Below are 23,102 nucleotides of genomic sequence, written 5' to 3' on the forward strand. Positions count from 1 at the left end.
TTTACGGCACTATGAACGCGTCGATTTTTTTGTCAATACTGCTTCCGAAAACGATTACGGTCGTATGTCGAACCCTTGAAAGGCTCCCCTGTGACAGGCATCCGCCAACTTGCCGATTACCTCGATATTTCCATTGGCACCGTGTCCCGCGCGCTCAATGGAAAGGCGGATGTGAATGCGGAAACCCGCAGGCGCGTTCTGGAGGCGGCGGAGAAGCTTGGCTATGTGCCAAACCAGTCTGGCCGCTCGCTGCGCAAGGGCACGACCGGCGTGGTCGGTTTCATGATGCAGACTGGCCCGGAAATCACCAGCCAGGGAGATGCTTTCTTCATGAGCGTCTTCGACGGGGTGCAGACCGTCCTTAGCCGTCACAAGCTCGATCTCGTTGCCCTGCTCTGCTCTTCCAACGAAGATCCCTATGCCTATCTGCAACGCACCGTGGCGCGCGGTTTTGCCGATGCCATCGTCCTCTCGGCCACCCGCCGCAATGATGCACGGTTCGAACTGCTGCATCGGCACGACATTCCGTTCATCTCGCTCGGCCGTAGCCTGACCGATGTCGGCCAGCCGTGGATCGATCTGGACTTTGAAGGCATGGCGGAGGTCGCGATCGAACGGCTGATCAAGGCGGGCCACAGAGATATCGGGATCATCTGGCCAAATGGCGATCTCAACCTGGGTTACCTGTTCGCCGATCGGTGCCGCGAGGTACTCGCGGAACATGGGCTTGTCCTCAGCGAGGATCATATCTTCCGGGCAAAACCAAGCGAGGCGGGGGGCTACGCCGTGGCACACCAGATCGCATCCAGATCTCCACGCCCGTCGGCAATCGTCCTGGTCAATGAGATCCTGGTGACAGGGCTTTACAAGGGCCTTGAGGACGCAGGCGTCAAGCCGGGCAAGGACATTGCGATCATCGGTCGCTACAGTCCCCAGACCCAGTTCCTCTCTCCGGCGTTGACCTGCTTTACATTGTCGCTTCGTGATCTGGGGATCAGCCTGGCGGAGCATCTGCTGTCGGTCATGCCAGCCTATCAGTCCCATTACATCGGACAGACACCCCGCGTGATCTGGCCTATGACATTGATCGAAGGCACAAGCGGCTGAAGGACAGTGTCGGGGGATACCCAGGGTCAACGCGGAAGATGACGTCTCAGCCATGACGCGCCTTGAGGAGAATTGGACCGGGCACGTCGCTGTTCGGGCAGGGGAATTTCCCAAAGGCTTTGCAAAACGCTTGACATCCGGACTGGAGAAAGCAAATGCTCTGCCATGGGGTTGCGATCACCCCACGAGGCCACGGCCGAAGAATCGCGTCCATGAACCCGCAACAACGGAGGACGCGCTATGCCGTCATATCTTGAAATCACATCAGACAAACTTGCCCGCATTATCGGCACGCCAAACCTGCCGACGATCATCGACGTCCGCAACGATGAGGATTTTGGAAGCGATCCCCGGTTGATCCCCGGATCGATCCGCCGGGATTTTCGCCGCGTCACCGAATGGGGCCCTGAGATATCGGGCCCTGCCATCGTCCTTTGCCAGAGAGGACAGAAGCTTGGCCACGGCGTTGCGGCACACCTGCGCGCGATGGGGAAACAAGCGGAGACGCTGGAAGGAGGGTTTGAGGCCTGGCGCGACTCGCAAGGCATTCTCGTTCCCGAGGACAAGCTCCCTTCGCGAGACGTCCAAGGGCGAACCGTCTGGGTGACGAGGTCCCGCCCAAAGATAGACCGCATCGCCTGTCCGTGGCTGATCCGTCGGTTCGTCGATCCTTCCGCGATCTTTCTGTTCGTTCCAGCGAGCGAAGTGGCGCTGGTGGGTGACCGCTTCAACGCGACACCTTTTGACATCGAGGACGTCTTCTGGAGCCATCGCGGTGAACTGTGCACCTTCGACGTGATGATTGACGAGTTCGGATTGAAGAGCGACGCGCTTTTGCATCTCGCCACCATCGTGCGGGGCGCCGATACGGCCCGACCCGAGCTGGCCCCTGAAGTGCAGGGCCTGCTGGCCATCTCGCTCGGATTGTCCCGGATGTTCAACGACGACCTTGAGCAATTGCAGGCAGGCCTGCTGGTCTATGACGCGATGTATCGCTGGTGCCGCGACGCCACGGAGGAGACCCATAACTGGCCCAATCCGAGGAAGGGGTAGCGGCCATGACTGATACGGCGAAAAACCTCACCGTCGGTCAGCCGGTCGCCGGCGGCGATGTCGTACCTCTTTCCGAAGCAGTCAAGGTCTGGGCACGGGTCGCCGCACTCAGCTTCGGCGGTCCCGCGGGCCAGATCGCGGTGATGCACCGGATCGTCGTCGACGAGAAACGCTGGGTCGGTGAGCATCGTTTTCTTCACGCCCTCAACTACTGCATGCTTCTGCCGGGGCCAGAGGCTCACCAGCTCGCCATCTACATCGGCTGGCTGCTCAACAAAACCAAGGGCGGCGTGATTGCCGGCCTTCTATTCGTTCTACCCGGTTTCATCTCGATCCTGGCGCTGAGCTACATATACGTCCTCTTCGGTGACGTGACCGCCATTGAGGGGATGTTCTTCGGCCTGAAATGCGCGGTGCTCGCGGTCGTCATTCAGGCGGTCTTCCGGATCGGTGGCCGCGCGCTCAAGAACAAGGTGATGGTGGCGATCGCCGCCGTCGCGTTTGTCGCGATCTTCCTCCTTCACGTGCCGTTTCCACTGATCATCATAGGCGCGGGTGCCATCGGATATTTGGGTGGCCGTGCCGGGGTCGCGGCGTTCAGGGTCGGCGGCGGGCACAAATCCGGTTCCGGCAAAATCCTGGAAGATCGGGACTCCGTTCTCGGCGAAGACATCCCCCTCCATGCACGATCGAACCTGGCCTGGTCGCTGAAGACGTCAGGCGTCCTTGCGGCGCTGTGGCTCCTTCCAGTCGCCGTTCTGCTGCTGACGCTCGGCCGTGACAACGTATTTTCGCAGATCGGCCTATTTTTCAGCCAGATGGCCGTCGTCACCTTCGGCGGCGCCTATGCCGTGCTCGCCTATGTCGCGCAGGAGGCCGTCGAGCAGTTCGGCTGGCTCCGTCCGGGCGAAATGCTCGACGGACTCGGCATGGCAGAGACGACACCCGGGCCATTGATCATGGTGACGCAATTTGTCGGGTTTCTTGCGGGCCATCGTGATCCGGGAGCGATCAATCCCCTGACCGCAGCCACCCTCGCCGCCATCCTGACGACCTGGGTCACGTTCCTGCCAAGCTTCCTGTGGATCTTCGCAGGCGCCCCGTTCATTGAAAAGATGCGGGGCAATACCGCCCTGACGGGGGCAATGTCGGCAATTACGGCGGCCGTCGTTGGCGTGATTCTCAACCTCGCGGTCTGGTTCGGCCTGCACGTCCTGTTTGGCGAGGTTCAGCAGATATCGGCGGGTCCGTGGTCGATGGATATTCCTGTCTTGAGCTCGGTTATTCTGCCCTCGCTCGTTTTGACGGCCATCGCCGCCATATCCATCTTCCGCTTTGGCCTGTCGGTCATCGCGACGCTTCTCGGGTCAGCAGTGTTGGGAATCTGCTGGAAGTTTATCGCCTTGAGTTGATGTGTGCCGAGACGCTTGGCGTCTCGGCATTGTTCAGATTGCTGCCGATCAAGGGGGATCGCCGGCTTCGACGCGACTGGTGCGGCTGGCTACCGCCACTGCGTCGCATTGCCTGCGGCACAGCCGTAGGGGGGCAAGGAGCCCGCAAAGGTGGCCTTGAGCCTGGCGCATCCCCAGCTGTTGATCGGACCGGGCATGGCGCTATTGAGCGAGATGCCGACTTCATCATAGGGGCTGTCGGTATTGGTGACATAGCGATGCCAGCGGAAACCGGCAAGAACAACGATTGCAAGGACGACCGTCAGCAGCAGGCGAATCAATTTCTTCATGGGAATATCCTTCAGACGCAAAATCCAGCGTCTAGCACCCGGATGTCGAAGCTGAAAGTGCTGCTGCCAGCGCACGCGGATCCCGTCAGATGCAAGGGCCGCAATTGAGATTGCGACCCTTGTCTTGAGACCACCTACCCCCTATCAGGGCGGGGATGGAATCGGGATTTGCACTCGTTGCCGGTCAGCCCCACTTCATTTCGCCGGTGGCGACCTTGGAGCCGATGTCGAGCGCGATGCCCATGCCGAGGCCCGGGAAGCGTGCTTCCATCGCCGCCTTGAGCCCGGCCGAACCCTTGGCCTTTGCCAGTTCTTCCTCGAACGCCTTCAAATAGGCGATGGTATGGGCGACGCCTGACAGGTCGCTCGGTGCTTCCGGCGTCATATGGCCCGCGACCACGATCGCCGGCTTGCGCGCTGCGATCTTCTCGAGATTGGCGATCCAAGCGGCCCGCAATTCGGCGCTGTTGGTGTCGGCCGTCCAGACGTGAACACCGTTAAAGATCATCACGCCGCCGAATACGGCGTTCAGCGACGGGACGAAGAGATAGCGGCGATTGGACAAACCTTCCGCGTCGACGATCTCGACGATTTCGCCGTCAACCGTCAGCGTCTTGCCGTCAAAGGTTTCCGGCATGACGACGTCGGCCAGCGCCTGCGGGCCATTCTCCTTGAGCTGCGGCCCCCACACAGCAAGCTTCTTCTCGACACTGCTCTTGATGGCCGCGACAGTGGCCGAGGCCGCGATAACCTTGGCACCCGGGAAGGCAGCCTTGATCGGGCCAAGACTGAAATAGTAGTCTGGATCGGACTGGCTGACATAGATCGTGGTGAGTGTCTTGCCGGTGGCCTTGATCGCTTCGGCGACGGCCTTGCCGTCGGCGAGCGTGAAGCCGCCGTCGATCAATATGGCTTCCGTTGCGCCGGAGACCAGGACGGGACTGCGGAAGAAACCGCTCTGTCCGGCAGGAAAGTGCTTCCACGTCAGGCCGGTGGCGGCATGGCCGAGACCCGCGGGCGCAAAGACTGCGGTGGCGCCTGCGGCGAGAGTGGTTTTCATGATCGTTCTCCTTGTGAACATGGCTGTCTCCTGGTGTTGCGTTCAGTCTCTGGAATTCCGGTTATGGCGACTCGGCTGGCAACCTGACGGGATGCCGGTCTGCTCCCGGCACCGGGTCCAGCAGATAGGGGATGTGATCCTGCCGTTCATGCCGCGCTCCTTGTGAAGCCGTAAATGACATGACGAAATAGAACCAGGAAGACCAACAAACACGACAGAATGTATGCTAAGAGCTGACAATCACAGGAGAAGCTTTCATGCAGCATGCGACCAACCTCAATCGGCTCGCCTATTTTGTGGCTGTCATCGATGCAGGGTCTTTCACCCGGGCGGCCGAGTATCTCGGCATTACCAAGGCGGTCGTCAGCCAGCAGGTTGCAAGGCTGGAAAAGGAGGTCGGCACGACGTTGCTGATGCGCACCACGCGGCGTCTCCAGCCCACCGAGGCGGGCCGGATGTTTCACGCCCGATGCGTATCGATCCTCAGAGAGGCCGAGGATGCGCTGGCGGAACTGGCGCAGGCCAGGTCAGAACCCAAAGGCCTGTTGAGGATCACGGCACCCTATGACTATGGCACCTCGGTCATCGTGCCGGTGGTCACCGCCTTCACGGCCCGTTATCGGGATTGCAAGGTCGAACTGAACCTCAGCGACAAGATGGTCGATCTGGTCGCCGACAACATGGACCTCGCCATTCGTGTCGGGTGGCTGACCGACTCAAGCCTGCAGGCCAGGCGGATCGGCTCGTTTCGGCAATATCTGATCGGTCCGCCTCAGCTTGCCGGCAGAATAGCGGAACTGGATGGGCTCGCCGGTTTGCCCGCCCTGCCCTTTGTTGCCAACAACGCGCTGCGAGAACCTTTGGAGTGGAGGTTCACGCGCGGCGATCAGGAGACATTGACGGTGCGGTTCAAGGCGTCGATCGCGATCAATACCACGCCGGCGGTCATGCAAGCTGCAAGGCAAGGTGGCGGACTGTCGGTCCTGCCGGACTTCCTCGCGAACGCTGAACTGGCCAGCGGGCGCCTGGTTCACGTCCTGCCCGATTGGCAGCTGCCCTCGGGCGGCGTGTTCACGGTCTATCCGGCTGCACGCTTCCGTCCGCCCAAAGTCTCTGCATTCGTGGAAATGCTGATTGCGGCGTTGAGAACCGAAACACCGCGGGCGGAATGAAATCCAGTTTCCGGCCACCTCCGGCTTGACAGATTTTCCAATTCACTCATAGTAGAAATTGGTCAGACAATCTGACCGCCTGCGCATCAAGGGAGTGATGCGCTCGGAGGATTTCGATGTTCGTGGCTTTGGAGCCGCGCCGGCTTTATCGCCAGGTCGCGGAACAGATTCGTGTGCTGATCGACACGGGGGAGCTGAAGCCGGGTTCGAGGCTTCCGCCCGAACGGGAGCTTGCCGAGCGGTTTTCCGTTTCCAGGCCGACAGTCCGCGAGGCACTGATCGTGCTTGAGGTCGAAGGTCGGATCCAGATCCGGATGGGATCCGGCGTCTACATCAGCAGCGCCTCGAAACAGCCTACCGGTGTCCTGCCGAACGACGAAGGCGGCGGCCCCCTCGAAATCCTTCAGGCGCGCTGCCTGATCGAAAGCGGCATCGCGGAAGAGGCCGCGCGTCTCGTGACGCCCGACGGCATTGCCCGCATCGATCTGCTGCTGGAGCGCATGGAGCAGTCGTTGAACGACGGCCCGGTCGCTCTTGCCTGCGACCGCGATTTTCATACGGCGATCGCCGACATCATCGGCAATTCGGCGCTGAAGCACTTCACGGGGCTGATCTACGATACGCGGATGTCGCCTTATTTCACCAAGCTCGCCAGCTACTTCGAGGGACCGCACACATGGAAGCTGGCGCTCGAGGAGCACCGTGTCATTCGTGACGCCATCGCCGCGGGGGACCCTGCCGCGGCGCGCGAGGCCATGCGTCGTCACCTGACGCTGGCGCAAAAGAGATTCTCGGAAAGCTTCGAGGAGGAGCCGACCAGAGAAGACTGACCGTCCGCCATTGCGGCCGGGTCGACCATACAGTTCCGTTTCACTTGGGAGGAAAGAATGAAACACCGACTGAAAACATTACTGGGCGCCGCCGCAGTTATCGTTGCATCGACGCTTTCGGCACATGCCGAGACCGTGCTGAAATGGGCTCATGTCTATGAGACACCCGAGCCTTTCCACACCGACTCAGTCTGGGCTGCCGGCGAGATCGCCAAGCGGACCAATGGCCGCTACAAGATCGACGTCTATCCGGCTTCACAGCTTGGAAAAGAAGCCGACATCAACCAGGGCCTCAAGCTCGGCACCGTGGACATCATCATCTCCGGCTCCAGCTTTGCGGCGCGTGACCACAAGCCAATCGGCGTCACCTATTATCCCTATATCTTCCGCGACCCGAGCCATCTTCTGGCTTACACGAAGAGCGACGTCTTCAAGAAGCTCGCCAAGGGTTACGAAGACAAGACGGGCAACCACATCGTCGCTCTCAGCTATTATGGAACGCGCCACACCACATCCAATCGCCCGATTTCGAAATGCGCCGATATGGCGGGCCTGAAGATGCGCGTACCGGATGTTCCGGCCTATCTGGCGATGCCGCGCGCCTGCGGTGCCAACACCACGCCGATTGCTTTTGCGGAAGTCTACCTGGCGCTGCAGAACGGCACGGTGGAAGCCCAGGAAAATCCGCTGACGACGATAGAGGCCAAGAAGTTCTACGAGGTTCAGAAGAACATCGTGCTGACCGGCCACATCGTCGATCATCTGAATACCGTGGTGTCCAAGACCCGCTGGGCCAGCCTTTCCGACGAAGACAAGAAGATCTTCACGGATGTGATGCTTGAAGCCGCAGCCCGCACGACGAAGACCATCGAAGCCCGCGAAAAGGCGCTCGTCGATGAATTCAAGAAGAAGGGCCTTACCGTTACCGACATCGACAAGGCAGACTTCGAGAAGAACGTCATCGACAAAGTGAAGCTCGAGGACTTCGGCTACGAAAAGGCCGACTGGGAAGCCATCCGCGCGTTGAAGTGACGATCCCAGCCCCGGCGTGCAACGCGTCGGGGCAACCTCTTGCGATTTTTCACTGAACGGAGTGGACCCGATGACGGAGCATTCGCACGCGCCGATAAGCGTGGAAGAAATGGCGCATGCCTTTGAGGAAGAAGCAGCGCCCGTTGACCTGTCTCCCTATGCCATTGAGGACTGGGTGACGCTTGCGGTCTTCTGGGCCATGGGTCTATCGGTATTCCTGCAATTTTTCACACGCTACGTGCTGAACGACAGCTTTGCATGGACGGAGGAAATCGCTGCCAACTGCCTTGTCGTGGTGGTATTTCTCGGCTCCGTGATGTGCGTGCGAACGGTTCGGCACATTCATGTCGATCTGCTCTACCGTTTCCTGTCGAAGCGGGCCGGAAGGCTCCTGGAACTGGTGGTCGATGCGATCAGCATTGCCTTCTTTGCCTATATCACATGGCTGATGTGGCGCTATCTCGAGATTGTCGGGGAGGAGCGAATGGTCACGGTCGACCTGCCGCGCGGCATCGTCTTCTACACCGTCTTTGCAGCTTTCGCCCTGATGTTCCTGCGGTCCGCCCACAACCTGATCAAGGACTTGACCGGCACCAAGTCCGTGCGCGAGCAGGCGCAGGACGACATTCACGCGGGGGGAATTTGACATGCTGCTTCTGATCGGATCATTCCTCGTCCTTCTAATGATCGGCTCGCCGGTCGCCGTGTCCATGGCTGTCGCCTCGCTGCTCTACCTGGTGATCTACGGCGTGGCTCCCGACATCATCGCCGCCCAGCGCATGATCGCCGGCGTCGAAAGTTTTCCGCTGATTGCCGTGCCGTTCTTCATCCTGGCCGGCAACCTCATGAACATTGCCGGCGTGACGGGCCGCATCTATCGCTTCGCACTGTCGCTCGTCGGCTGGATGAAGGGCGGCTTGGCCCAGGTCAACATCATCGGCTCGGTCGTCTTTTCCGGCATGTCCGGAACGGCGCTGGCAGATGCTGCCGGTATCGGCACGATCGAAATCAAAGCCATGAAGGACCACGGCTATCCGGTCGAGGCGGCCGTCGGCGTCACCGCGGCATCGGCAACGCTCGGCCCGATCTTTCCCCCGTCGCTGCCTTTCGTCATCTACGGCATGATGGCGAATGCGTCGATCGGCGCCCTGTTCATGGCGGGCATCATCCCCGGCATCGTGATGACATCGCTGATGATGCTCACCGTCTATATTTTCGCCAAACGCAAGGGCTGGGGCTCCGATACGCCCTTCGAGCTGAAACAGTTGCTCGGCGCTTCGCTCGAAGTGGCCATCGTGCTTGCCTTTCCTGCCACCGTCTACCTGATGATCCTGGCGGGCCTGTCGGTCAATGTCGCGGTGCTGATCGGGCTTGCGTTTCTGGTGGCGCTGGACTGGTACTTCGACTTTTCCGCCGTCATGGCCCTGATGACGCCTGTCCTGTTGATCGGCGGCATGACCATGGGCTGGTTCACGCCCACCGAAGCCGCCGTCGCTGCGGTCCTCTGGTCGCTCTTCCTCGGCCTGGTGCGCTATCGCACCATGACGCTAAGGGCATTGGCCAAGGCATCCTTCGACACGATCGAAACCACGGCCTCCGTTCTGTTCATCGTCACCGCGGCATCCATCTTCGCCTGGCTGCTGACGGTCAGCCAGGCCGCGCAGCTGTTCTCCAACTTCATGTTCAGCCTGACGGACAGCTGGTGGACCTTCCTGATCATCGTCAACATTCTGCTCCTGATCGTCGGCGCCTTCCTCGATACGATCGCCGCCATCAGCATCCTGGTGCCGATCCTGATGCCCGTGGCCGCACGCTACGGCATCGACCCGGTGCATCTCGGTCTCATCATCACCCTCAACCTGATGATCGGCCTTTTGACTCCGCCGGTGGGCATGGTGCTCTTCGTCCTCTCCCGCATCTCCAAACTGTCGGTGGAGCGAACGGCGCTCGCCATCCTGCCCTGGATGATCCCGCTGTTCATTGCACTCGGCCTTATCACCTTCATCCCGGCCATCACGCTTTGGCTGCCAACCCAGCTGGGCCTCATCCGATAACCGTCCAGGTCCATGTGCGGTGGACCGGCGCCTCTTGAACGAAAGGTATCAGTGCGATGCAGACGCGCGTTGCCCGCCTTCACGCTCAGCGTGACCTCCGAGTGGAGACGCTGGATGCCCCCGACCTCGGTCCAGGCAACGTGCTGCTTGGAATGGCGGCGGGCGGCATCTGCGGCTCCGATCTCCACTACTATCAGGATGGCGGATTCGGGCCGGTGCGGGTTCGCGAACCCATCATCGCCGGCCACGAGGCTTCCGGCTTCGTGGAAGCCTTGGGCGCAGGGGTGTCCGGGCTCGAGCTCGGGCAACTGGTTGCGGTCAATCCGTCGCAGCCCTGCGGCCATTGCCAATACTGCCGGACCGGCCAGCCGATCCATTGCCTCGACATGCGTTTCATGGGCTCGGCGATGCGCCTGCCGCACGAAAACGGCATGTTCCGCGAGAGGCTGGTCGTCCCGGCGATCCAGTGCCATCCGGTGGGACAGGATGTGACGGCCGGCGAGGCCGCCTGTGCGGAACCGCTTGCCGTGTGCCTGCATGCCGTCGCCCAGGCCGGGGATCTGTCGGGTCGCAACGTGCTGGTGACGGGCGCAGGTCCGATTGGACTTCTGACGGTCGCCGCGGCCCGGCATGCCGGCGCCGCCAGTATCGTGGTGACGGATCTGGCCGATGCGGCACTGTCGCGCGCGCCGTCCATGGGGGCGACCGAGACGATCAACGTGATCTCCAATCCGGACGGGCTTCTTCCCTTCCAGGAGAACAAGGGCAGCTTCGACGTGGTGTTCGAATGCTCGGCTTCAGGTGCGGCCCTGCGATCGGCATTTGCCGCGATCAAGCCGCGCGGAACCCTCGTCCAGGTCGGCGTGACGGGTGACATGACCATCCCGCTCAATGCGCTGGTCGGCAAGGAGATCGTCTGGCGCGGCTCGCAGCGCTTCCATACCGAATTCGCCGAGGCTGTCGATCTGATTGCCAGGCGGCGTATCGACGTGCGGCCGATCATTTCGCACAGCTTCCCGCTGGATGCGGTGACCGCGGCTTTCGAGCAGGCTGCGGATCGTTCCAAGGCCTGCAAGGTGCAGATCACATTCGGGCAGACCGAAAACCAGCCGACCGAAAAATCCATGAAGGACGAGATATGAGACATACGTGGCGCTGGTTCGGCCCGATCGACAAAGTGAGCGTGAGAGATGCGGCCCAGGCCGGCGCGGAAGGCATCGTTTCGGCGCTCCACCACATCGCGACCGGCGAGGTCTGGCCGGCCGACGAGATCGCCCGGCGGCACGAGGAGATCAAGGCTGGCGGCCTGGTGTGGGATGTCGTGGAGAGTGTTCCGGTTTCCGAAGACATCAAAACGCAGACCGGCGACTGGAAGCGCCATATCGCCAACTGGCAGGAAACGCTGCGGCATCTCTCGGTCTCCGGCATCCGCACGGTCTGTTACAACTTCATGCCGATCCTCGATTGGACACGCACGGACCTGCGCTGGGACACCCGCCATGGCGCCAAGGCCATGCGGTTCGACCTGACCGATTTTGCCGCCTTCGATATCCATATCCTCAGACGTCCCGAGGCTTCCAGGGATTATCCGGAATGGTTGCAGGAGGATGCGGCGGAGCGGTTTTCCGAAATGGCGGATGCAAAGATCGCAGCCCTGGGCAAGAACATCGGGGCGGGGCTGCCGGGCTCGGCGGACGGCTATACGCTCGACCAGCTGCTGGAAAAGCTTCGATCCTACCAGGGTATCGACCGGGCACGACTTCAACAGAACCTCGTCGATTTCCTGACGGAAGTCACGCCCGTGGCGGAAGAAGTCGGCATCAACATCTGCGCCCATGGTGATGACCCGCCTTGGCCGTTGCTCGGCCTTCCGCGCATCCTGTCGACCGAAGCCGATTACGCACATATGCTGTTCCAGGTCGGCGCGCGGGCCAGTGGCGTCACGCTCTGCACCGGCTCGCTCGGCGCAAGGGCCGACAACGATCTGCCCTTCATCGCCTCGCGCTTTGCCGACCGCATCCATTTCGTGCATCTGCGCAATGTGAGGCGGGACACCGACACCGTCCCCTGCTCTTTCTTCGAGGACGAGCACCTGGAAGGCGCGACGGACATGGTTGCCGTGATCGCCGCGCTGCTTTCGGAAGAGGCCCGTCGGCGCGGGGAAGGCCGCGAGGATCATCGCATCCCGATGCGGCCGGATCACGGACAGGAAATCCTCGACGACCTGACCCGCGGTGCGCAGCCGGGCTATCCTGCCATCGGGCGGCTCAAGGGGCTGGCGGAGCTACGCGGAATCGAGCGGACGCTCACGCATCCGCGTTTTGGCCTGGGGGGATGATCAGAGCTGCCGGCCGGCCGACGGGCGTCAGCCTTCACTCGGTCGCGGAGAACCTGGCCGCCCAAGCCGCCGGCGGAGGTTCAACCGCACCGGGGAATGATGCCGGCGAGCGCCTGATGAACCGTGACTTCCGAAAGAAGGTCTCCCGCTGCGTCGCAGACACGAATACTGCGAAGACCAAACTGCCCACCGCCGCGAAGACAGTCTGCGGCGAGATCGCGGATGCCTCGGGTCGCCTCCGTGGTCGCGGCTTGAAGATCGGGAAGGTCCGAGCCGTCAGGATCCTCGATCACGATCGTAGACAAATAATTCAGGTGAAGGAAGAATTTCGGCATTCGGGTGCTCCAGGGTCGCGACTAGCTCCTCCCGCCAAAGCACATCGTTTGATAATGATATGAACATATATAGTATGTTAGGATTGTCTACGGGACTTAAGCCCCAAGCCCACAGAACAATACTTCGAGCTGGCGGCGTTACGGTGATGGAATGTCCGCTGGCGTACCAAACTACCGCGGTATTCAGAAGCTTGTATACTGCCAATATCGTCTGGTGAATTCTCAGGGCGTAGACGATTGAGAGTGGCTACTCTTGCCCAACACCGGCCAAGAGAACCATGACGGCAATTTCTCAAACATCCATGCGCAACAAGCTCCTTGCATCGCTGCCAAGTACCGACTTCGAGCAGGTAAAACACTATCTGGAGCATATCGATCTGCCGCGCCGCACCCCAATGGGCACGCGCCATGAACACATCGAACATGTCTATTTCCCCACGGACGGCATTGCGTCGATGGTTGCCGTTTCACCGGAAGGACAAAGGACCGAAGCGGGCATATTCGGCAACGAAGGGTTCTTCCCAACGTCCGCGGCCATGGGAAGCAGCGTCAATCTGTTCGACTGCAACATGCAGGTGGCAGGCGAGGCCTATAGGATGACGCTTCCACAGTTCGTCAGCCTCCAAGAGGAAAACACGAACTTTGCAAAGCTCATGTTGCGCGCCGTCGAAGCGTTCACGGCTCAGGTGGCCTATACCGCATTGTCGAACGCTGTCCATGGCGTGGATGAACGGCTGGCCCGCTGGCTGCTGATGTGCCACGACCGATCGATGGGAAATGAGATACCCCTTACCCACGACTTCATTTCTCTGATGCTGGCCGTACGGCGCCCCAGCGTGACCAGTTCACTGCACATCCTTGAGGGCAATTTGTTCATCCGCTCGCAGCGAGGGATGATCACCATCCGGGACAGGCCTGCAATGGAGGAATTCGCGCACGACGCCTACGGCCCGCCCGAAGAGGACTACAGGCGGCTGATGTCGGGGCTTTTCTAGGCGCTGCAAGCAGGACGGAAACGGTCAAGTCTCAGTGCAGCTGGAACTCGCCTTCGACCCGACGCCACTCATTCGGTCCGATCAGGCGCTGATGGGCAAAACGAACGGAATGCAGTGGCCCGTCTAGATTGGCCTGCCAGAAATCCAGAAATTTCTGCATCTCGGGAAATCCCGGCGCCAGATCGTAATCCTGCCAGACATAGGTTTGCAGGACGGATTCGAAGTCTGGAATGTGGTAGAGAATATGCGCCGTCGTGAGACCGTAGCCGTTCAGCTGCCGCTCCAGATCCGATGAAAATTGCATGCTTCATCTCCGTTCAATGACTTTCGAAAATTGGCCTGATCTTTTACAGGTCATCGACCGATTCCTAAACGCCCGGCTCTGATTTCCGTTCCTTATCAGGATCTTAGCAGCCACCCGCACGAAGTGCTGATTTTTCGTCTTCGCCCTCTTGAAATCGAAAAACCGGAAAACCAGATCATGTCGCGCAAAATGCTCGTGCGAGGTTTTGCACCCGCCCGGACTGGCATCCGGTCCGGTCAGGGGAACAACGTCATCACTGTTTGTCCATTGGAGGAAAACATGTCGTTCCGACCGCTTCATGATCGCATTCTCGTCCGCCGGGTCGAATCGGAAGAAAAGACCAAGGGTGGCATCATTATTCCCGACACTGCCAAGGAAAAGCCGCAGGAAGGCGAGGTCATCGCCGTCGGCCCTGGCGCCCGCAACGACGCCGGGCAGGTCCAGGCGCTCGACGTCAAGGTTGGCGACCGAATCCTGTTCGGCAAGTGGTCCGGCACCGAGATCAAGATCAACGGCGAGGACCTGCTGATCATGAAGGAAAGCGACGTTATGGGCATTATCGAGGCCCGGGCCGAGCAGAAGAAAGCCGCCTGAGAACACCATCCATCAGTCAAGCAAGCTGCCTAATCGAGGAGTGAAAAATGGCTGCGAAAGAAGTCAAGTTCAATACCGATGCCCGTGAACGCATGCTGCATGGGGTCGATATTCTGGCCAATGCCGTGAAGGTGACGCTTGGGCCGAAGGGCCGCAACGTCGTGATCGACAAGTCATTCGGGGCGCCCCGCATCACCAAGGACGGCGTATCGGTCGCCAAGGAAATCGAACTGGACGACAAGTTCGAGAACATGGGCGCCCAGATGCTGCGGGAAGTGGCATCGAAGACCAACGATCTGGCCGGTGACGGCACGACGACCGCGACCGTGCTTGCCCAGGCGATCGTCAGGGAGGGTGCAAAGGCCGTCGCTTCCGGCATGAACCCGATGGATCTGAAGCGCGGAATCGACATTGCCGTCGATGCGGTCGTCAAGGAACTGAAGTCCAACGCCCGCAAGATCTCGAACAATTCCGAGATCGCCCAGGTGGGTACCATCTCGGCCAACGGCGATGCCGAAATCGGCCGGTATCTCGCCGAAGCCATGGAAAAGGTCGGCAACGAAGGCGTCATCACGGTCGAGGAAGCCAAGACCGCCGAAACCGAACTCGAAGTCGTCGAAGGGATGCAGTTCGACCGCGGCTACCTGTCACCCTATTTCGTCACCAACCAGGACAAGATGCGGGTGGAACTCGAGGATCCCTATATCCTGATCCACGAGAAGAAACTCTCCAACCTGCAATCCATGCTTCCGGTTCTTGAAGCCGTGGTTCAGTCCGGCAAGCCGCTGCTGATCATCGCTGAAGACGTCGAAGGCGAAGCTCTTGCAACGCTCGTCGTCAACAAGCTGCGTGGCGGCCTCAAGATCGCTGCCGTCAAGGCTCCGGGCTTCGGCGACCGCCGCAAGGCTATGCTCGAAGACATCGCCATCCTGACGGGCGGCACTGTCATCTCCGAAGACCTCGGCATCAAGCTCGAGAACGTCACGCTGAACATGCTGGGCCGGGCCAAGAAGGTGGCGATCGAGAAGGAGAACACCACCATCATCGACGGCGCCGGCTCCAAGGCACAGATCGACGGCCGCACGACCCAAATCCGCGCCCAGATCGACGAGACGACCTCCGACTACGACCGCGAAAAGCTGCAGGAACGTCTGGCCAAGCTGGCCGGCGGCGTTGCCGTGATCCGCGTCGGCGGCTCGACGGAAGTGGAGGTGAAGGAAAAGAAGGACCGCGTCGACGATGCGCTGCACGCGACGCGGGCCGCCGTCGAAGAGGGCATCCTGCCGGGCGGCGGCGTGGCACTGTTGCGCGCCGTCAAGGCACTCGACAATCTTAGCACCGCCAACCAGGACCAGCGGGTCGGCGTCGAAATCGTCCGCCGCGCGATCGAGGCACCCGTTCGCCAGATTGCCCAGAATGCCGGCGCCGAAGGTTCCGTGATCGTCGGCAAGCTGCGCGAGAAGAGCGAGTTCTCCTACGGCTGGAACGCCCAGACCGGCGAATATGGCGACCTTTATGCCCAGGGCGTCATCGATCCGGCCAAGGTCGTCCGTGCAGCACTGCAGGACGCCGCCTCCGTGGCTGGCCTGCTCGTGACCACGGAAGCCATGATTGCCGAAAAGCCGAAAAAGGACGCTGCTCCTGCCATGCCCGCAGGGGCCGGCATCGATTTCTGAGTGATGATCCGGCCCGCCCTGTCCCAGGGCGGGCCGACCCGCTCCACGAACAAATCGACGACCGGCGAAATCGCCATCTCCAGCAACGGGGTCACACGATGAGAAAGGAAAATCCCGAGAATACCGCATCGGAGCAGGCCGGAGCGGCAACCAGCGCCCCCCATCTGCTGCATCCGGCTTCGCATTTCGATCACCCGCGGGACGTGCTGGCGGCCGAACATATCGGCAGGGACGAGAAGCGGGCGAACCTCGCATCATGGGTTTCCGACATATCCGCCATCGAATCCATGCCGTCCTTGCGCCGCTATCCGGGCATGGAAACCGTCGTCACTTATGACGAAATACTCGATGTCTTGAAAGCGCTCGACGGCGGCTGTGAGCCCCTTGGCGCGCAGACTCAGCGAGTTTTCGTGGAGCCGAGCAGGAGCGACCGCAGAAAGAGACGGAACCGACGGCTCCGTCACCGTCTTGGATCGTGCAGTTACTGGAACGGACGGCGCCGCCAGTTGTTTGAAACCTGAATATTCCAATCCGCCGCGCGCCGTCCCGACGGGCGCGGACATGATTTTTGCCGACGACTCACTGCTCTCACGAGGAGGTTTTGCCGATGAAGATCGCTCAGATCGCACCGCTCGCCGAAAGCGTTCCGCCGAAGCTTTACGGAGGGACCGAGCGCATCGTTTCTTATCTTACCGAAGAACTTGTCGCCCAGGGTCACGACGTCACTCTCTTTGCCAGCGCCGATTCCGTCACGGACGCGAAACTGGTCGCCTGTTCGCAACTCGCACTGCGGCTCAACCCGGCCGTCAGGGACCACCTGCCGCATCAAATGGTCATGCTGGAAGAGATCCGCCGCCGGGCGTCCGAATTTGATGTTCTCCATTTTCATATCGACCTGCTGCATTTCCCGCTGATCCGCGATTTTGCCGACCGCACGGTGACTACCCTGCATGGTCGCCTCGACCTGCCGGACCTGCATCCCTTTTATCAGGCTTTTCCGGATATTCCGCTGGTCTCGATCTCCAACGATCAGCGCTGCCCGATGCCCAAGGTCAGGTGGTCCGGAACCGTCTATCACGGCCTGCCCGCCACCCTCCTCCCCTTTACCGCAACACCGCAAGGCAACTACCTCGCCTTCCTCGGACGTATTTCGCCGGAGAAGCGGCCGGATCGTGCAATCGAGATCGCGGCAAAGGTCGGCATGCCGCTCAAGATCGCGGCCAAGATCGACAACGCCGACAAGGCCTATTGGGAGACGGTGATCGAGCCAATGGTCAAGCGCCATCCGAATGTCGAATTCATCGGCGAGATAAACGAGCACCAGAAAGCGGCTTTCCTCGGCAATGCCGTCGCCCTGCTCTTCCCCATCGATTGGCCGGAGCCTTTCGGGCTGGTGATGATCGAGGCCATGTCTTGCGGCACTCCGGTTATCGCCTTCCGCTGCGGCTCCGTCCCGGAGGTGATCGACGACGGCGTTTCCGGCATTCTGGTCGACAGCGTGACCGAGGCGGCCGAAAATGTCGAATGGGCGTTGCGGATGGATCGGAGAAAAGTGCGCGGCACATTCGAGAAACGCTTCACGGCCAAACGAATGGCACGGGACTATCTCGAACTCTATCGCAATCTGCCAGGCGTCCGCACCAAGGCCGCACGTGTCCGCCGGTCAACCGGCCAGGCGCTCGATCTGCAGGTGGTAGCCTGAAAACTTGAGGAGAAGCCATGTCGATCGCCTCCGCGGACAACCCGACCGGGATGGTGGCCGGCCCAGGCGCACCGGTCGCGCAATTCTTCATTCCCGCCGCCGCATCGCTGCAGGAGCGGCGGCCACGCACCCTGAAGCACGGCGATACCTTCGCCGTCTTCGATCACAACGGCGACGCGCTCTCCGGCCCGGGAAGTCCTGAAGGCCTCTTCCACCGCGATACGCGCTATCTTTCTCACCTCTACCTGTCGATCAACGGGAAGCGCCCGATGTTGCTGTCGGCGACATTGCGCGACGACAACGCAACGCTCACCTGCGACCTGACCAATCCCGACCTCTTCGACGGCAAGGGCAGGCTCATCCTGGAGCATGACCTCATCCATCTGCGCCGGTCGCGCTTCCTGTGGATGGCAAACTGCTACGAGCGGCTGACCGTCAAAAATTATGACGAGCGGCCGCAGCACATTCGCATCGAGATCGCATTCGCAGCAGACTTTGCCGACCTGTTCGAGGTCCGCGGCACCGTGAGGGCAAGAAAAGGCCGCCATCTTCCGGCGGTCATCGAGCAGGGTTCCATCCTCCTCTCCTATATCGGCCTGGACAGCAAGAAACGACTGACGCGGCTTTCCTTCGACCCGCAGCCGAATAGGCTCGGCAGCGACCTTGCCGTCTATGACCTCCACTTGGCGCCGCACGAAAGCCGGTCGCTGTTCATCGAGATCGGCTGCGATCAGGCGGCGCAAACCGACAAGACCGGCTACCGCTCGTTCTTTTTTGCCTTGCGGGATGCCCGCCGGGCATTGCGCGCCTCGTCTTCGCGCGCGGCGTCGATCGTAACCTCGAACGAGATCTTCAACGAGGCCGCCCGCCGCAGCATTTCCGATCTCTACATGCTGATGACCGACAAACCCGAAGGCCCCTATCCCTATGCCGGCATCCCATGGTTCAGCACCGTGTTCGGCCGCGACGCCCTTATCACCGCGCTGCAAACGCTCTGGCTCGACCCGGAGATCGCCCGCGGCGTGCTCGGCCATCTGGCGGCCAACCAGGCAACCGAGTTGGACCCGGCCTCGGATGCCGAGCCGGGCAAGATCCTGCACGAGGTCCGCTACGGCGAAATGGCCGAACTCGGAGAGGTCCCCTTCCGGCGCTATTACGGCAGCATCGATTCGACGCCGCTGTTCCTGATGCTGGCCGGCGACTACCTGAAGCGGACCGGCGACCTTTCGACGATGTTCCGTCTTCTGCCGCATATCGAAACGGCGCTGACATGGATCGACGAGCACGGCGATCGCGATGGCGACGGTTTCGTCGAGTACGGGCGGCAGACGAAAGAAGGTTTGATCAACCAAGCATGGAAAGACAGCCAGGATTCCGTCTTCCATGCCGACGGCACGCTGGCCAGAGGCCCCATCGCCATTGCCGAGGTGCAGGCCTATGTCTATGGCGCGTGGCTGAGTGCTGCCGAGATCTTCCGTAGGCTCGATCGGCCGGAACAGGTCACCCACCTTTTAGCGAAGGCGGAAGGCTTGCGCCGCGCGTTCGATGCGGCCTTTTTCGACGAGGAGCTCAGCACTTACGTGCTGGCTCTGGATGGAGACAAGCGGCCGTGCCGCGTTCGATCGTCGAATGCCGGCCACGCGCTTTTCACCGGCATAGCCTATCCCGAAAGAGCGGGACGGGTCGTCCGCACGCTCATGAGTGCATCTTCCTTCTGCGGCTGGGGCATCCGCACCATCGCCTCGACGGAGGCGCGCTACAACCCGATGAGCTACCACAATGGGTCGGTCTGGCCGCATGACAATGCGCTGATCGCCAGCGGTCTGGCGCGATACGGGTTTCGGGCGGAAGCGGCGCGAATATTCGACGGACTGTTTGCGGCCTCGACCTATATCGACCTGCGGCGGCTTCCCGAACTTTTCTGCGGATTGCCCCGACAGCGCGCGCAGGGACCGACATTCTATCCGGTCGCCTGTTCCCCGCAGGCCTGGGCGGCGGCCGCCCCGCTTTCGCTGCTGCAATCCTGCCTCGGTCTCGATTTCGATCCGAATGCGTTGCAGATCAGCTTCAATGAACCCCAGCTTCCGACATTCCTCGACGAGGTCACCTTGCGGCATCTTATGATCGGCACCGGCTCGGCCGATATCGCCATCCGCCGCTCACGCCGCCAGGTCGTGGTCGATGTTGTCGACCGCAAGGGCGATGTTCGGGTTTTGACGATCGCGTGAGCGGGCACCAGGCCCGGTCGGAACCACTGCCGAGTTCATTCGGCTTGCTCTTCCTCGTCGGCGGCGAGCAGATCGACAAGGGCGGCAACCCTGCCGATCGGCAGTCGCCGCCCTTCGCCCATCAGGGCTTCGTCATTGCTGATCCAGGCCCAGGCCTCGGCCAGCTCAGCCTGGGTCGCCCCGGTTGCGATCACCTCGGTCACAAGTGTCCGGTCGACGGGGCCGAGTACGGCGATGACGTCTTTTGAAGTCATTGTCATCATCCCTTCCTTTCCATGCTTTCGCCCATTTAAAGGGAGCGAGACGGCAAAATTCCATTTTTTTGCCTGAGGAGTTCGCGGAGCCTTGAAACGTCAAGCTGCTGAATTATATCAGCAATGTCGATCGCCTGACGGGATCGACACAAAGTCCGGAGGCACTGACCGCGTCTCACTGTCTCCTGTCCCATGTTGCTTCCAAGGAGGATATGGCTATGAGAACAAACCTTGATTTCTCTCCCCTGTTCCGGTCAAGCGTCGGCTTCGACCGGATGTTCAACCTGCTGGAAAAGGCAGGCAGCTTCGACGTGATCGACAGCTGGCCGCCCTATGATATTCTCAAGACCGCCGAAGACGATTACCGCATCACCTTGGCGGTTGCCGGCTTCGCGCAGGACGAACTGACCCTCACGCAGGAGCAGAACATGCTCCTTGTCTCCGGTCAGAAGACCAATGAGGACGAAGGTCAGTACCTGCATCGCGGCATCGGCGGGCTGAGCTTCCAGCGTCGCTTCCAGCTTGCCGACCACGTCAAGGTCGTCGGCGCCAGCCTAACAAACGGACTCCTGACCGTCGATCTCAAGCGCGAAATCCCGGAAGCGATGAAGCCGCGCAGGATCGAGATCGCGACCGGCTCCGCTCTTCCGCAGCTCGAGACGGGTTACGTCGAGGCCGAGAAGACCGCCGCGTAAGGCTTTCCAACATGGGCCCAGGTGCCGGAGACTGCCCGGCACCTGGGCATTGTTGTATCTGGAGGAGCCTATCTTTTGCGAGTTTATAGCAAGCTGTCGCCTGCTCTTAGGCGGCTTCAGGGATTGAACAGCAGGTTCGGCATGTAGAGCACGATCCCGGGCATGAAGATCAGGAGCAGTGTCACCAGCGATACCGCGACCAGGAAAGGCATTGATTCACGCGCGTAATCTTCGATTGGGCATCGCAGGATCTGGCAGACGACAAACATCGCTCCACCCACCGGCGGCGTATAATTGCCGATCGTCGCCGCGATGATGAAGACCAGTCCGAAATGCACGGGGTCGATGCCGTATTGCTGGATCAGCGGCATGAAGATCGGCGTCAGCATAACGATCAGCACCGAGCCTTCCATGAACGTGCCGGCCACCAGGATGAACAGCACGATGATCACCATGACGATGGTCGGATCATCGGTGATGCCGAGCATCCATGTGGAAATCACCTCCGGAATGCGCTCGAAGATGATGCCGTAGCCGAACACGGCCGAGAGCGCGAGCAGGAACATTACCGCGCCGACGTCGACCAGGCTGGCCTCGACCGCCTGTTTAAAGCTCGTCCAGGTCAGCAGCCGATAGGCGAAAACTCCGACCAGGAACGCATAGACGACGGCGAAAGCGCCGATTTCCGATGGCGTGAAGACGCCAAAGCGCAGGCCAAAGATCAGGATGATCGGGAAGAGGATCGCCCAGCTGCCGGCAATCGAGGCCTTGAAGACCTCCGACGGCGTCGGTGCGCGGTCCAGTTCCGGCTTGTAGCCGTGCTTGCGGGCGGTTATCGAGATGGTCACGGCAAGTGCTGCCCAGAGCATGAAACCCGGAATGATACCCGCGGCAAACAACCGGCCGATCGAGACCTGCCCGACCGTACCGTAGAGAATGAAGCCGATGCCGGGCGGAATGATCGGCGCCATCAGCGAACCATAGGACAGCACGCCGGCCGCATAACCTTTCGAAAAACCGCGCTTCAGCATCTCGAAGCCGAGCAGGCGGGTATTCATCGCCGCATCGGCGATCGACGAGCCGGTCACGCCGCTCATCAGCGTCGAAAGCGCGATCGACACCTGCGCCAGGCCGCCCTGCAGCCGGCCGGTCAGCACCGACGCGAGCTTCAGGAGATTGTGGGCGATGCCCGAGGAGTTCAGGAAGTTTCCGGCGAGGATGAAGAGCGGCACGGCGAGCAGCGCGAAATTCTGCGTCTCCGTCACCGTCAGCTGGACCGTCATGGTGCGCGGCAGGTCCGGGTTCTGCAGGAAGAAGACCACACCCGAAATGCCGACCGCAAAGGCGATCGGCATGCCGATGACGAGGAGGATGGTGAATACGGTCGCCACAAGCAGCATGGCGCGCCCTCACACCACGTCGACGGCGGTATTGGCGACGTGGTCACCGCCCAGGTCCGCCCGGATGTGAAGGAGCGTGGTGGCAAGCAGCAGTGTCGCGCCCACGGGAAGGCTTGACGTCACCCAGGAATAGCTGACCCATGGAATGCCCTGGAAGGAGCGGATGCGGCTGATCCAGGTGAGGGTGAACCCGTAATACATGATGAACAGCAGGAAGGCGACGATCAGCACATAGTTGACCAGGCGCAGCGTCTTTTGCAGCTTTTCCGGCATCCGCAGCGTAAACACGTCGAGCGCCATCATGCTGTTCTTGCGCCAGGCGATGTCGGCGGCCAGGAAGCAGGACCAGGCGAAAAGGCAGGTCGCCACGTCGATCGTCCAGTTCTGCGGGTAACTGAAGAAGCGGGCGAGGCCGCCCACAAATATGAGCAAGGTCATGAGGATCAGAAACGTACCCGCGACGATTGCCTCGATCTTTCCGATGAAATCGTAAAAGCGTATCATGATCTCGTCCTTTCGCGGCATCGTTCCG

The 23,102-nt window shown here is 60.8% G+C and carries 24 protein-coding genes; 17 read left to right on the top strand and 7 right to left on the bottom strand.

Annotated features, from left to right (window positions below; genetic code table 11):
* Window positions 1-90: 90 nt before the first annotated feature.
* From C5L10_RS01170 to chrA, 3 genes are all read left to right on the top strand, one after another.
* Entirely contained in the window at window positions 91-1,107 is a 1,017-nt protein-coding gene (locus C5L10_RS01170; protein WP_105428162.1) for a LacI family DNA-binding transcriptional regulator, read from the top strand.
* A gap of 240 nt (window positions 1,108-1,347) precedes the next feature.
* A complete protein-coding gene (locus tag C5L10_RS01175) occupies window positions 1,348-2,160 on the top strand; it encodes a sulfurtransferase/chromate resistance protein (protein WP_105428163.1) in 813 nt (270 codons plus the stop codon).
* Between the two features lie 5 nt (window positions 2,161-2,165).
* Window positions 2,166-3,572 (top strand): chromate efflux transporter, encoded by a 1,407-nt coding sequence (gene chrA, locus C5L10_RS01180; RefSeq protein WP_105428164.1) that lies wholly within the window; start codon window positions 2,166-2,168, stop codon window positions 3,570-3,572.
* An 89-nt stretch (window positions 3,573-3,661) separates the two neighbouring features.
* Here chrA and C5L10_RS01185 read toward each other — a convergent pair whose 3' ends face one another.
* Window positions 3,662-3,901: a hypothetical protein gene (locus C5L10_RS01185; protein WP_105428165.1), complete on the bottom strand. Its 240-nt coding sequence runs from the start codon at window positions 3,899-3,901 to the stop codon at window positions 3,662-3,664.
* 184 nt (window positions 3,902-4,085) lie between these two features.
* Entirely contained in the window at window positions 4,086-4,982 is an 897-nt protein-coding gene (locus tag C5L10_RS01190; protein WP_205837004.1) for an MBL fold metallo-hydrolase, read from the bottom strand.
* 236 nt (window positions 4,983-5,218) lie between these two features.
* Here C5L10_RS01190 and C5L10_RS01195 point away from each other — a divergent pair, with 236 nt between their 5' ends.
* The 7 genes from C5L10_RS01195 to uxuA all read left to right on the top strand — a co-directional run bounded on the left by C5L10_RS01195 (window position 5,219) and on the right by uxuA (window position 12,387).
* A complete protein-coding gene (locus C5L10_RS01195) occupies window positions 5,219-6,133 on the top strand; it encodes a LysR family transcriptional regulator (protein ID WP_105428167.1) in 915 nt (304 codons plus the stop codon).
* A gap of 116 nt (window positions 6,134-6,249) precedes the next feature.
* Window positions 6,250-6,963 carry a FadR/GntR family transcriptional regulator gene (locus C5L10_RS01200; RefSeq protein WP_105428168.1) on the top strand — a complete coding sequence of 238 codons (714 nt, stop codon included), beginning with the start codon at window positions 6,250-6,252 and terminating at the stop codon, window positions 6,961-6,963.
* A gap of 57 nt (window positions 6,964-7,020) precedes the next feature.
* A complete protein-coding gene (locus C5L10_RS01205) occupies window positions 7,021-7,995 on the top strand; it encodes a sialic acid TRAP transporter substrate-binding protein SiaP (RefSeq protein WP_046665592.1) in 975 nt (324 codons plus the stop codon).
* Between the two features lie 70 nt (window positions 7,996-8,065).
* A complete protein-coding gene (locus C5L10_RS01210) occupies window positions 8,066-8,641 on the top strand; it encodes a TRAP transporter small permease (RefSeq protein WP_105428169.1) in 576 nt (191 codons plus the stop codon).
* A 1-nt stretch (window position 8,642) separates the two neighbouring features.
* Window positions 8,643-10,049: a TRAP transporter large permease gene (locus C5L10_RS01215; protein WP_046635894.1), complete on the top strand. Its 1,407-nt coding sequence runs from the start codon at window positions 8,643-8,645 to the stop codon at window positions 10,047-10,049.
* Window positions 10,050-10,105: 56 nt separating this feature from the next.
* On the top strand, window positions 10,106-11,191 hold the full coding sequence (locus tag C5L10_RS01220; protein WP_105428170.1) for an L-idonate 5-dehydrogenase: 1,086 nt from the start codon (window positions 10,106-10,108) through the stop codon (window positions 11,189-11,191).
* Window positions 11,188-12,387 carry a mannonate dehydratase gene (gene uxuA / locus C5L10_RS01225; RefSeq protein WP_105428171.1) on the top strand — a complete coding sequence of 400 codons (1,200 nt, stop codon included), beginning with the start codon at window positions 11,188-11,190 and terminating at the stop codon, window positions 12,385-12,387. Before C5L10_RS01220 ends, uxuA begins: the two co-directional genes overlap by 4 nt.
* Window positions 12,388-12,467: 80 nt before the next feature.
* Here the strand turns inward: uxuA and C5L10_RS01230 are convergent, their stop codons facing one another.
* Window positions 12,468-12,722: a hypothetical protein gene (locus tag C5L10_RS01230; protein ID WP_105428172.1), complete on the bottom strand. Its 255-nt coding sequence runs from the start codon at window positions 12,720-12,722 to the stop codon at window positions 12,468-12,470.
* Window positions 12,723-13,000: 278 nt separating this feature from the next.
* On the opposite strand from C5L10_RS01230, the gene C5L10_RS01235 reads away from it, so the two are divergent.
* Window positions 13,001-13,717: a Crp/Fnr family transcriptional regulator gene (locus C5L10_RS01235; protein WP_105428173.1), complete on the top strand. Its 717-nt coding sequence runs from the start codon at window positions 13,001-13,003 to the stop codon at window positions 13,715-13,717.
* A gap of 31 nt (window positions 13,718-13,748) precedes the next feature.
* On the opposite strand, the gene C5L10_RS01240 is transcribed toward C5L10_RS01235, so the two are convergent.
* Window positions 13,749-14,021, bottom strand: coding sequence for an usg protein (locus C5L10_RS01240; protein ID WP_105428174.1), 273 nt, complete (start codon window positions 14,019-14,021; stop codon window positions 13,749-13,751).
* A gap of 279 nt (window positions 14,022-14,300) precedes the next feature.
* Here C5L10_RS01240 and groES point away from each other — a divergent pair, with 279 nt between their 5' ends.
* From groES to C5L10_RS01265, 5 genes are all read left to right on the top strand, one after another.
* Complete coding sequence (groES, locus tag C5L10_RS01245; RefSeq protein WP_105421705.1) at window positions 14,301-14,615, top strand: co-chaperone GroES; 315 nt, start codon at window positions 14,301-14,303, stop codon at window positions 14,613-14,615.
* 47 nt (window positions 14,616-14,662) lie between these two features.
* A complete protein-coding gene (groL, locus tag C5L10_RS01250) occupies window positions 14,663-16,291 on the top strand; it encodes a chaperonin GroEL (RefSeq protein ID WP_105428175.1) in 1,629 nt (542 codons plus the stop codon).
* A gap of 98 nt (window positions 16,292-16,389) precedes the next feature.
* Window positions 16,390-16,812: a hypothetical protein gene (locus C5L10_RS01255; protein ID WP_105428176.1), complete on the top strand. Its 423-nt coding sequence runs from the start codon at window positions 16,390-16,392 to the stop codon at window positions 16,810-16,812.
* An 86-nt stretch (window positions 16,813-16,898) separates the two neighbouring features.
* Complete coding sequence (locus C5L10_RS01260) at window positions 16,899-17,993, top strand: glycosyltransferase family 4 protein (RefSeq protein WP_105428177.1); 1,095 nt, start codon at window positions 16,899-16,901, stop codon at window positions 17,991-17,993.
* Between the two features lie 17 nt (window positions 17,994-18,010).
* Window positions 18,011-20,221, top strand: coding sequence for an amylo-alpha-1,6-glucosidase (locus tag C5L10_RS01265; RefSeq protein WP_105428178.1), 2,211 nt, complete (start codon window positions 18,011-18,013; stop codon window positions 20,219-20,221).
* A 35-nt stretch (window positions 20,222-20,256) separates the two neighbouring features.
* On the opposite strand, the gene C5L10_RS01270 is transcribed toward C5L10_RS01265, so the two are convergent.
* Window positions 20,257-20,481 carry a hypothetical protein gene (locus tag C5L10_RS01270; protein WP_105428353.1) on the bottom strand — a complete coding sequence of 75 codons (225 nt, stop codon included), beginning with the start codon at window positions 20,479-20,481 and terminating at the stop codon, window positions 20,257-20,259.
* Between the two features lie 212 nt (window positions 20,482-20,693).
* On the opposite strand from C5L10_RS01270, the gene C5L10_RS01275 reads away from it, so the two are divergent.
* Entirely contained in the window at window positions 20,694-21,170 is a 477-nt protein-coding gene (locus C5L10_RS01275) for an Hsp20 family protein (RefSeq protein WP_105428179.1), read from the top strand.
* A 116-nt stretch (window positions 21,171-21,286) separates the two neighbouring features.
* On the opposite strand, the gene C5L10_RS01280 is transcribed toward C5L10_RS01275, so the two are convergent.
* A complete protein-coding gene (locus tag C5L10_RS01280; protein ID WP_105428180.1) occupies window positions 21,287-22,570 on the bottom strand; it encodes a TRAP transporter large permease in 1,284 nt (427 codons plus the stop codon).
* Window positions 22,571-22,579: 9 nt separating this feature from the next.
* On the bottom strand, window positions 22,580-23,095 hold the full coding sequence (locus tag C5L10_RS01285; RefSeq protein WP_245447884.1) for a TRAP transporter small permease: 516 nt from the start codon (window positions 23,093-23,095) through the stop codon (window positions 22,580-22,582).
* Between the last annotated feature and the right edge of the window lie 7 nt (window positions 23,096-23,102).

The organism is Neorhizobium sp. T6_25 (genome assembly GCF_002968555.1).
Classification (GTDB): Bacteria; Pseudomonadota; Alphaproteobacteria; order Rhizobiales; family Rhizobiaceae; genus Neorhizobium.

Excerpts from the sequence above, each read along its gene's own strand:
- C5L10_RS01235 (WP_105428173.1), top strand. The coding sequence starts at position 13,001 with ATGACGGCAATTTCTCAAACATCCATGCGCAACAAGCTCCTTGCATCG.
- chrA (WP_105428164.1), top strand. The coding sequence starts at position 2,166 with ATGACTGATACGGCGAAAAACCTCACCGTCGGTCAGCCGGTCGCCGGC.
- C5L10_RS01275 (WP_105428179.1), top strand. The coding sequence starts at position 20,694 with ATGAGAACAAACCTTGATTTCTCTCCCCTGTTCCGGTCAAGCGTCGGC.
- C5L10_RS01185 (WP_105428165.1), bottom strand. The coding sequence starts at position 3,901 with ATGAAGAAATTGATTCGCCTGCTGCTGACGGTCGTCCTTGCAATCGTT.
- C5L10_RS01230 (WP_105428172.1), bottom strand. The coding sequence starts at position 12,722 with ATGCCGAAATTCTTCCTTCACCTGAATTATTTGTCTACGATCGTGATC.
- C5L10_RS01280 (WP_105428180.1), bottom strand. The coding sequence starts at position 22,570 with ATGCTGCTTGTGGCGACCGTATTCACCATCCTCCTCGTCATCGGCATG.
- C5L10_RS01255 (WP_105428176.1), top strand. The coding sequence starts at position 16,390 with ATGAGAAAGGAAAATCCCGAGAATACCGCATCGGAGCAGGCCGGAGCG.
- C5L10_RS01205 (WP_046665592.1), top strand. The coding sequence starts at position 7,021 with ATGAAACACCGACTGAAAACATTACTGGGCGCCGCCGCAGTTATCGTT.
- C5L10_RS01200 (WP_105428168.1), top strand. The coding sequence starts at position 6,250 with ATGTTCGTGGCTTTGGAGCCGCGCCGGCTTTATCGCCAGGTCGCGGAA.
- C5L10_RS01265 (WP_105428178.1), top strand. The coding sequence starts at position 18,011 with ATGTCGATCGCCTCCGCGGACAACCCGACCGGGATGGTGGCCGGCCCA.
- C5L10_RS01195 (WP_105428167.1), top strand. The coding sequence starts at position 5,219 with ATGCAGCATGCGACCAACCTCAATCGGCTCGCCTATTTTGTGGCTGTC.
- C5L10_RS01190 (WP_205837004.1), bottom strand. The coding sequence starts at position 4,982 with ATGTTCACAAGGAGAACGATCATGAAAACCACTCTCGCCGCAGGCGCC.
- uxuA (WP_105428171.1), top strand. The coding sequence starts at position 11,188 with ATGAGACATACGTGGCGCTGGTTCGGCCCGATCGACAAAGTGAGCGTG.
- C5L10_RS01220 (WP_105428170.1), top strand. The coding sequence starts at position 10,106 with ATGCAGACGCGCGTTGCCCGCCTTCACGCTCAGCGTGACCTCCGAGTG.
- C5L10_RS01240 (WP_105428174.1), bottom strand. The coding sequence starts at position 14,021 with ATGCAATTTTCATCGGATCTGGAGCGGCAGCTGAACGGCTACGGTCTC.
- C5L10_RS01210 (WP_105428169.1), top strand. The coding sequence starts at position 8,066 with ATGACGGAGCATTCGCACGCGCCGATAAGCGTGGAAGAAATGGCGCAT.
- C5L10_RS01215 (WP_046635894.1), top strand. The coding sequence starts at position 8,643 with ATGCTGCTTCTGATCGGATCATTCCTCGTCCTTCTAATGATCGGCTCG.
- C5L10_RS01270 (WP_105428353.1), bottom strand. The coding sequence starts at position 20,481 with ATGACAATGACTTCAAAAGACGTCATCGCCGTACTCGGCCCCGTCGAC.
- C5L10_RS01260 (WP_105428177.1), top strand. The coding sequence starts at position 16,899 with ATGAAGATCGCTCAGATCGCACCGCTCGCCGAAAGCGTTCCGCCGAAG.
- groES (WP_105421705.1), top strand. The coding sequence starts at position 14,301 with ATGTCGTTCCGACCGCTTCATGATCGCATTCTCGTCCGCCGGGTCGAA.
- groL (WP_105428175.1), top strand. The coding sequence starts at position 14,663 with ATGGCTGCGAAAGAAGTCAAGTTCAATACCGATGCCCGTGAACGCATG.
- C5L10_RS01175 (WP_105428163.1), top strand. The coding sequence starts at position 1,348 with ATGCCGTCATATCTTGAAATCACATCAGACAAACTTGCCCGCATTATC.
- C5L10_RS01285 (WP_245447884.1), bottom strand. The coding sequence starts at position 23,095 with ATGCCGCGAAAGGACGAGATCATGATACGCTTTTACGATTTCATCGGA.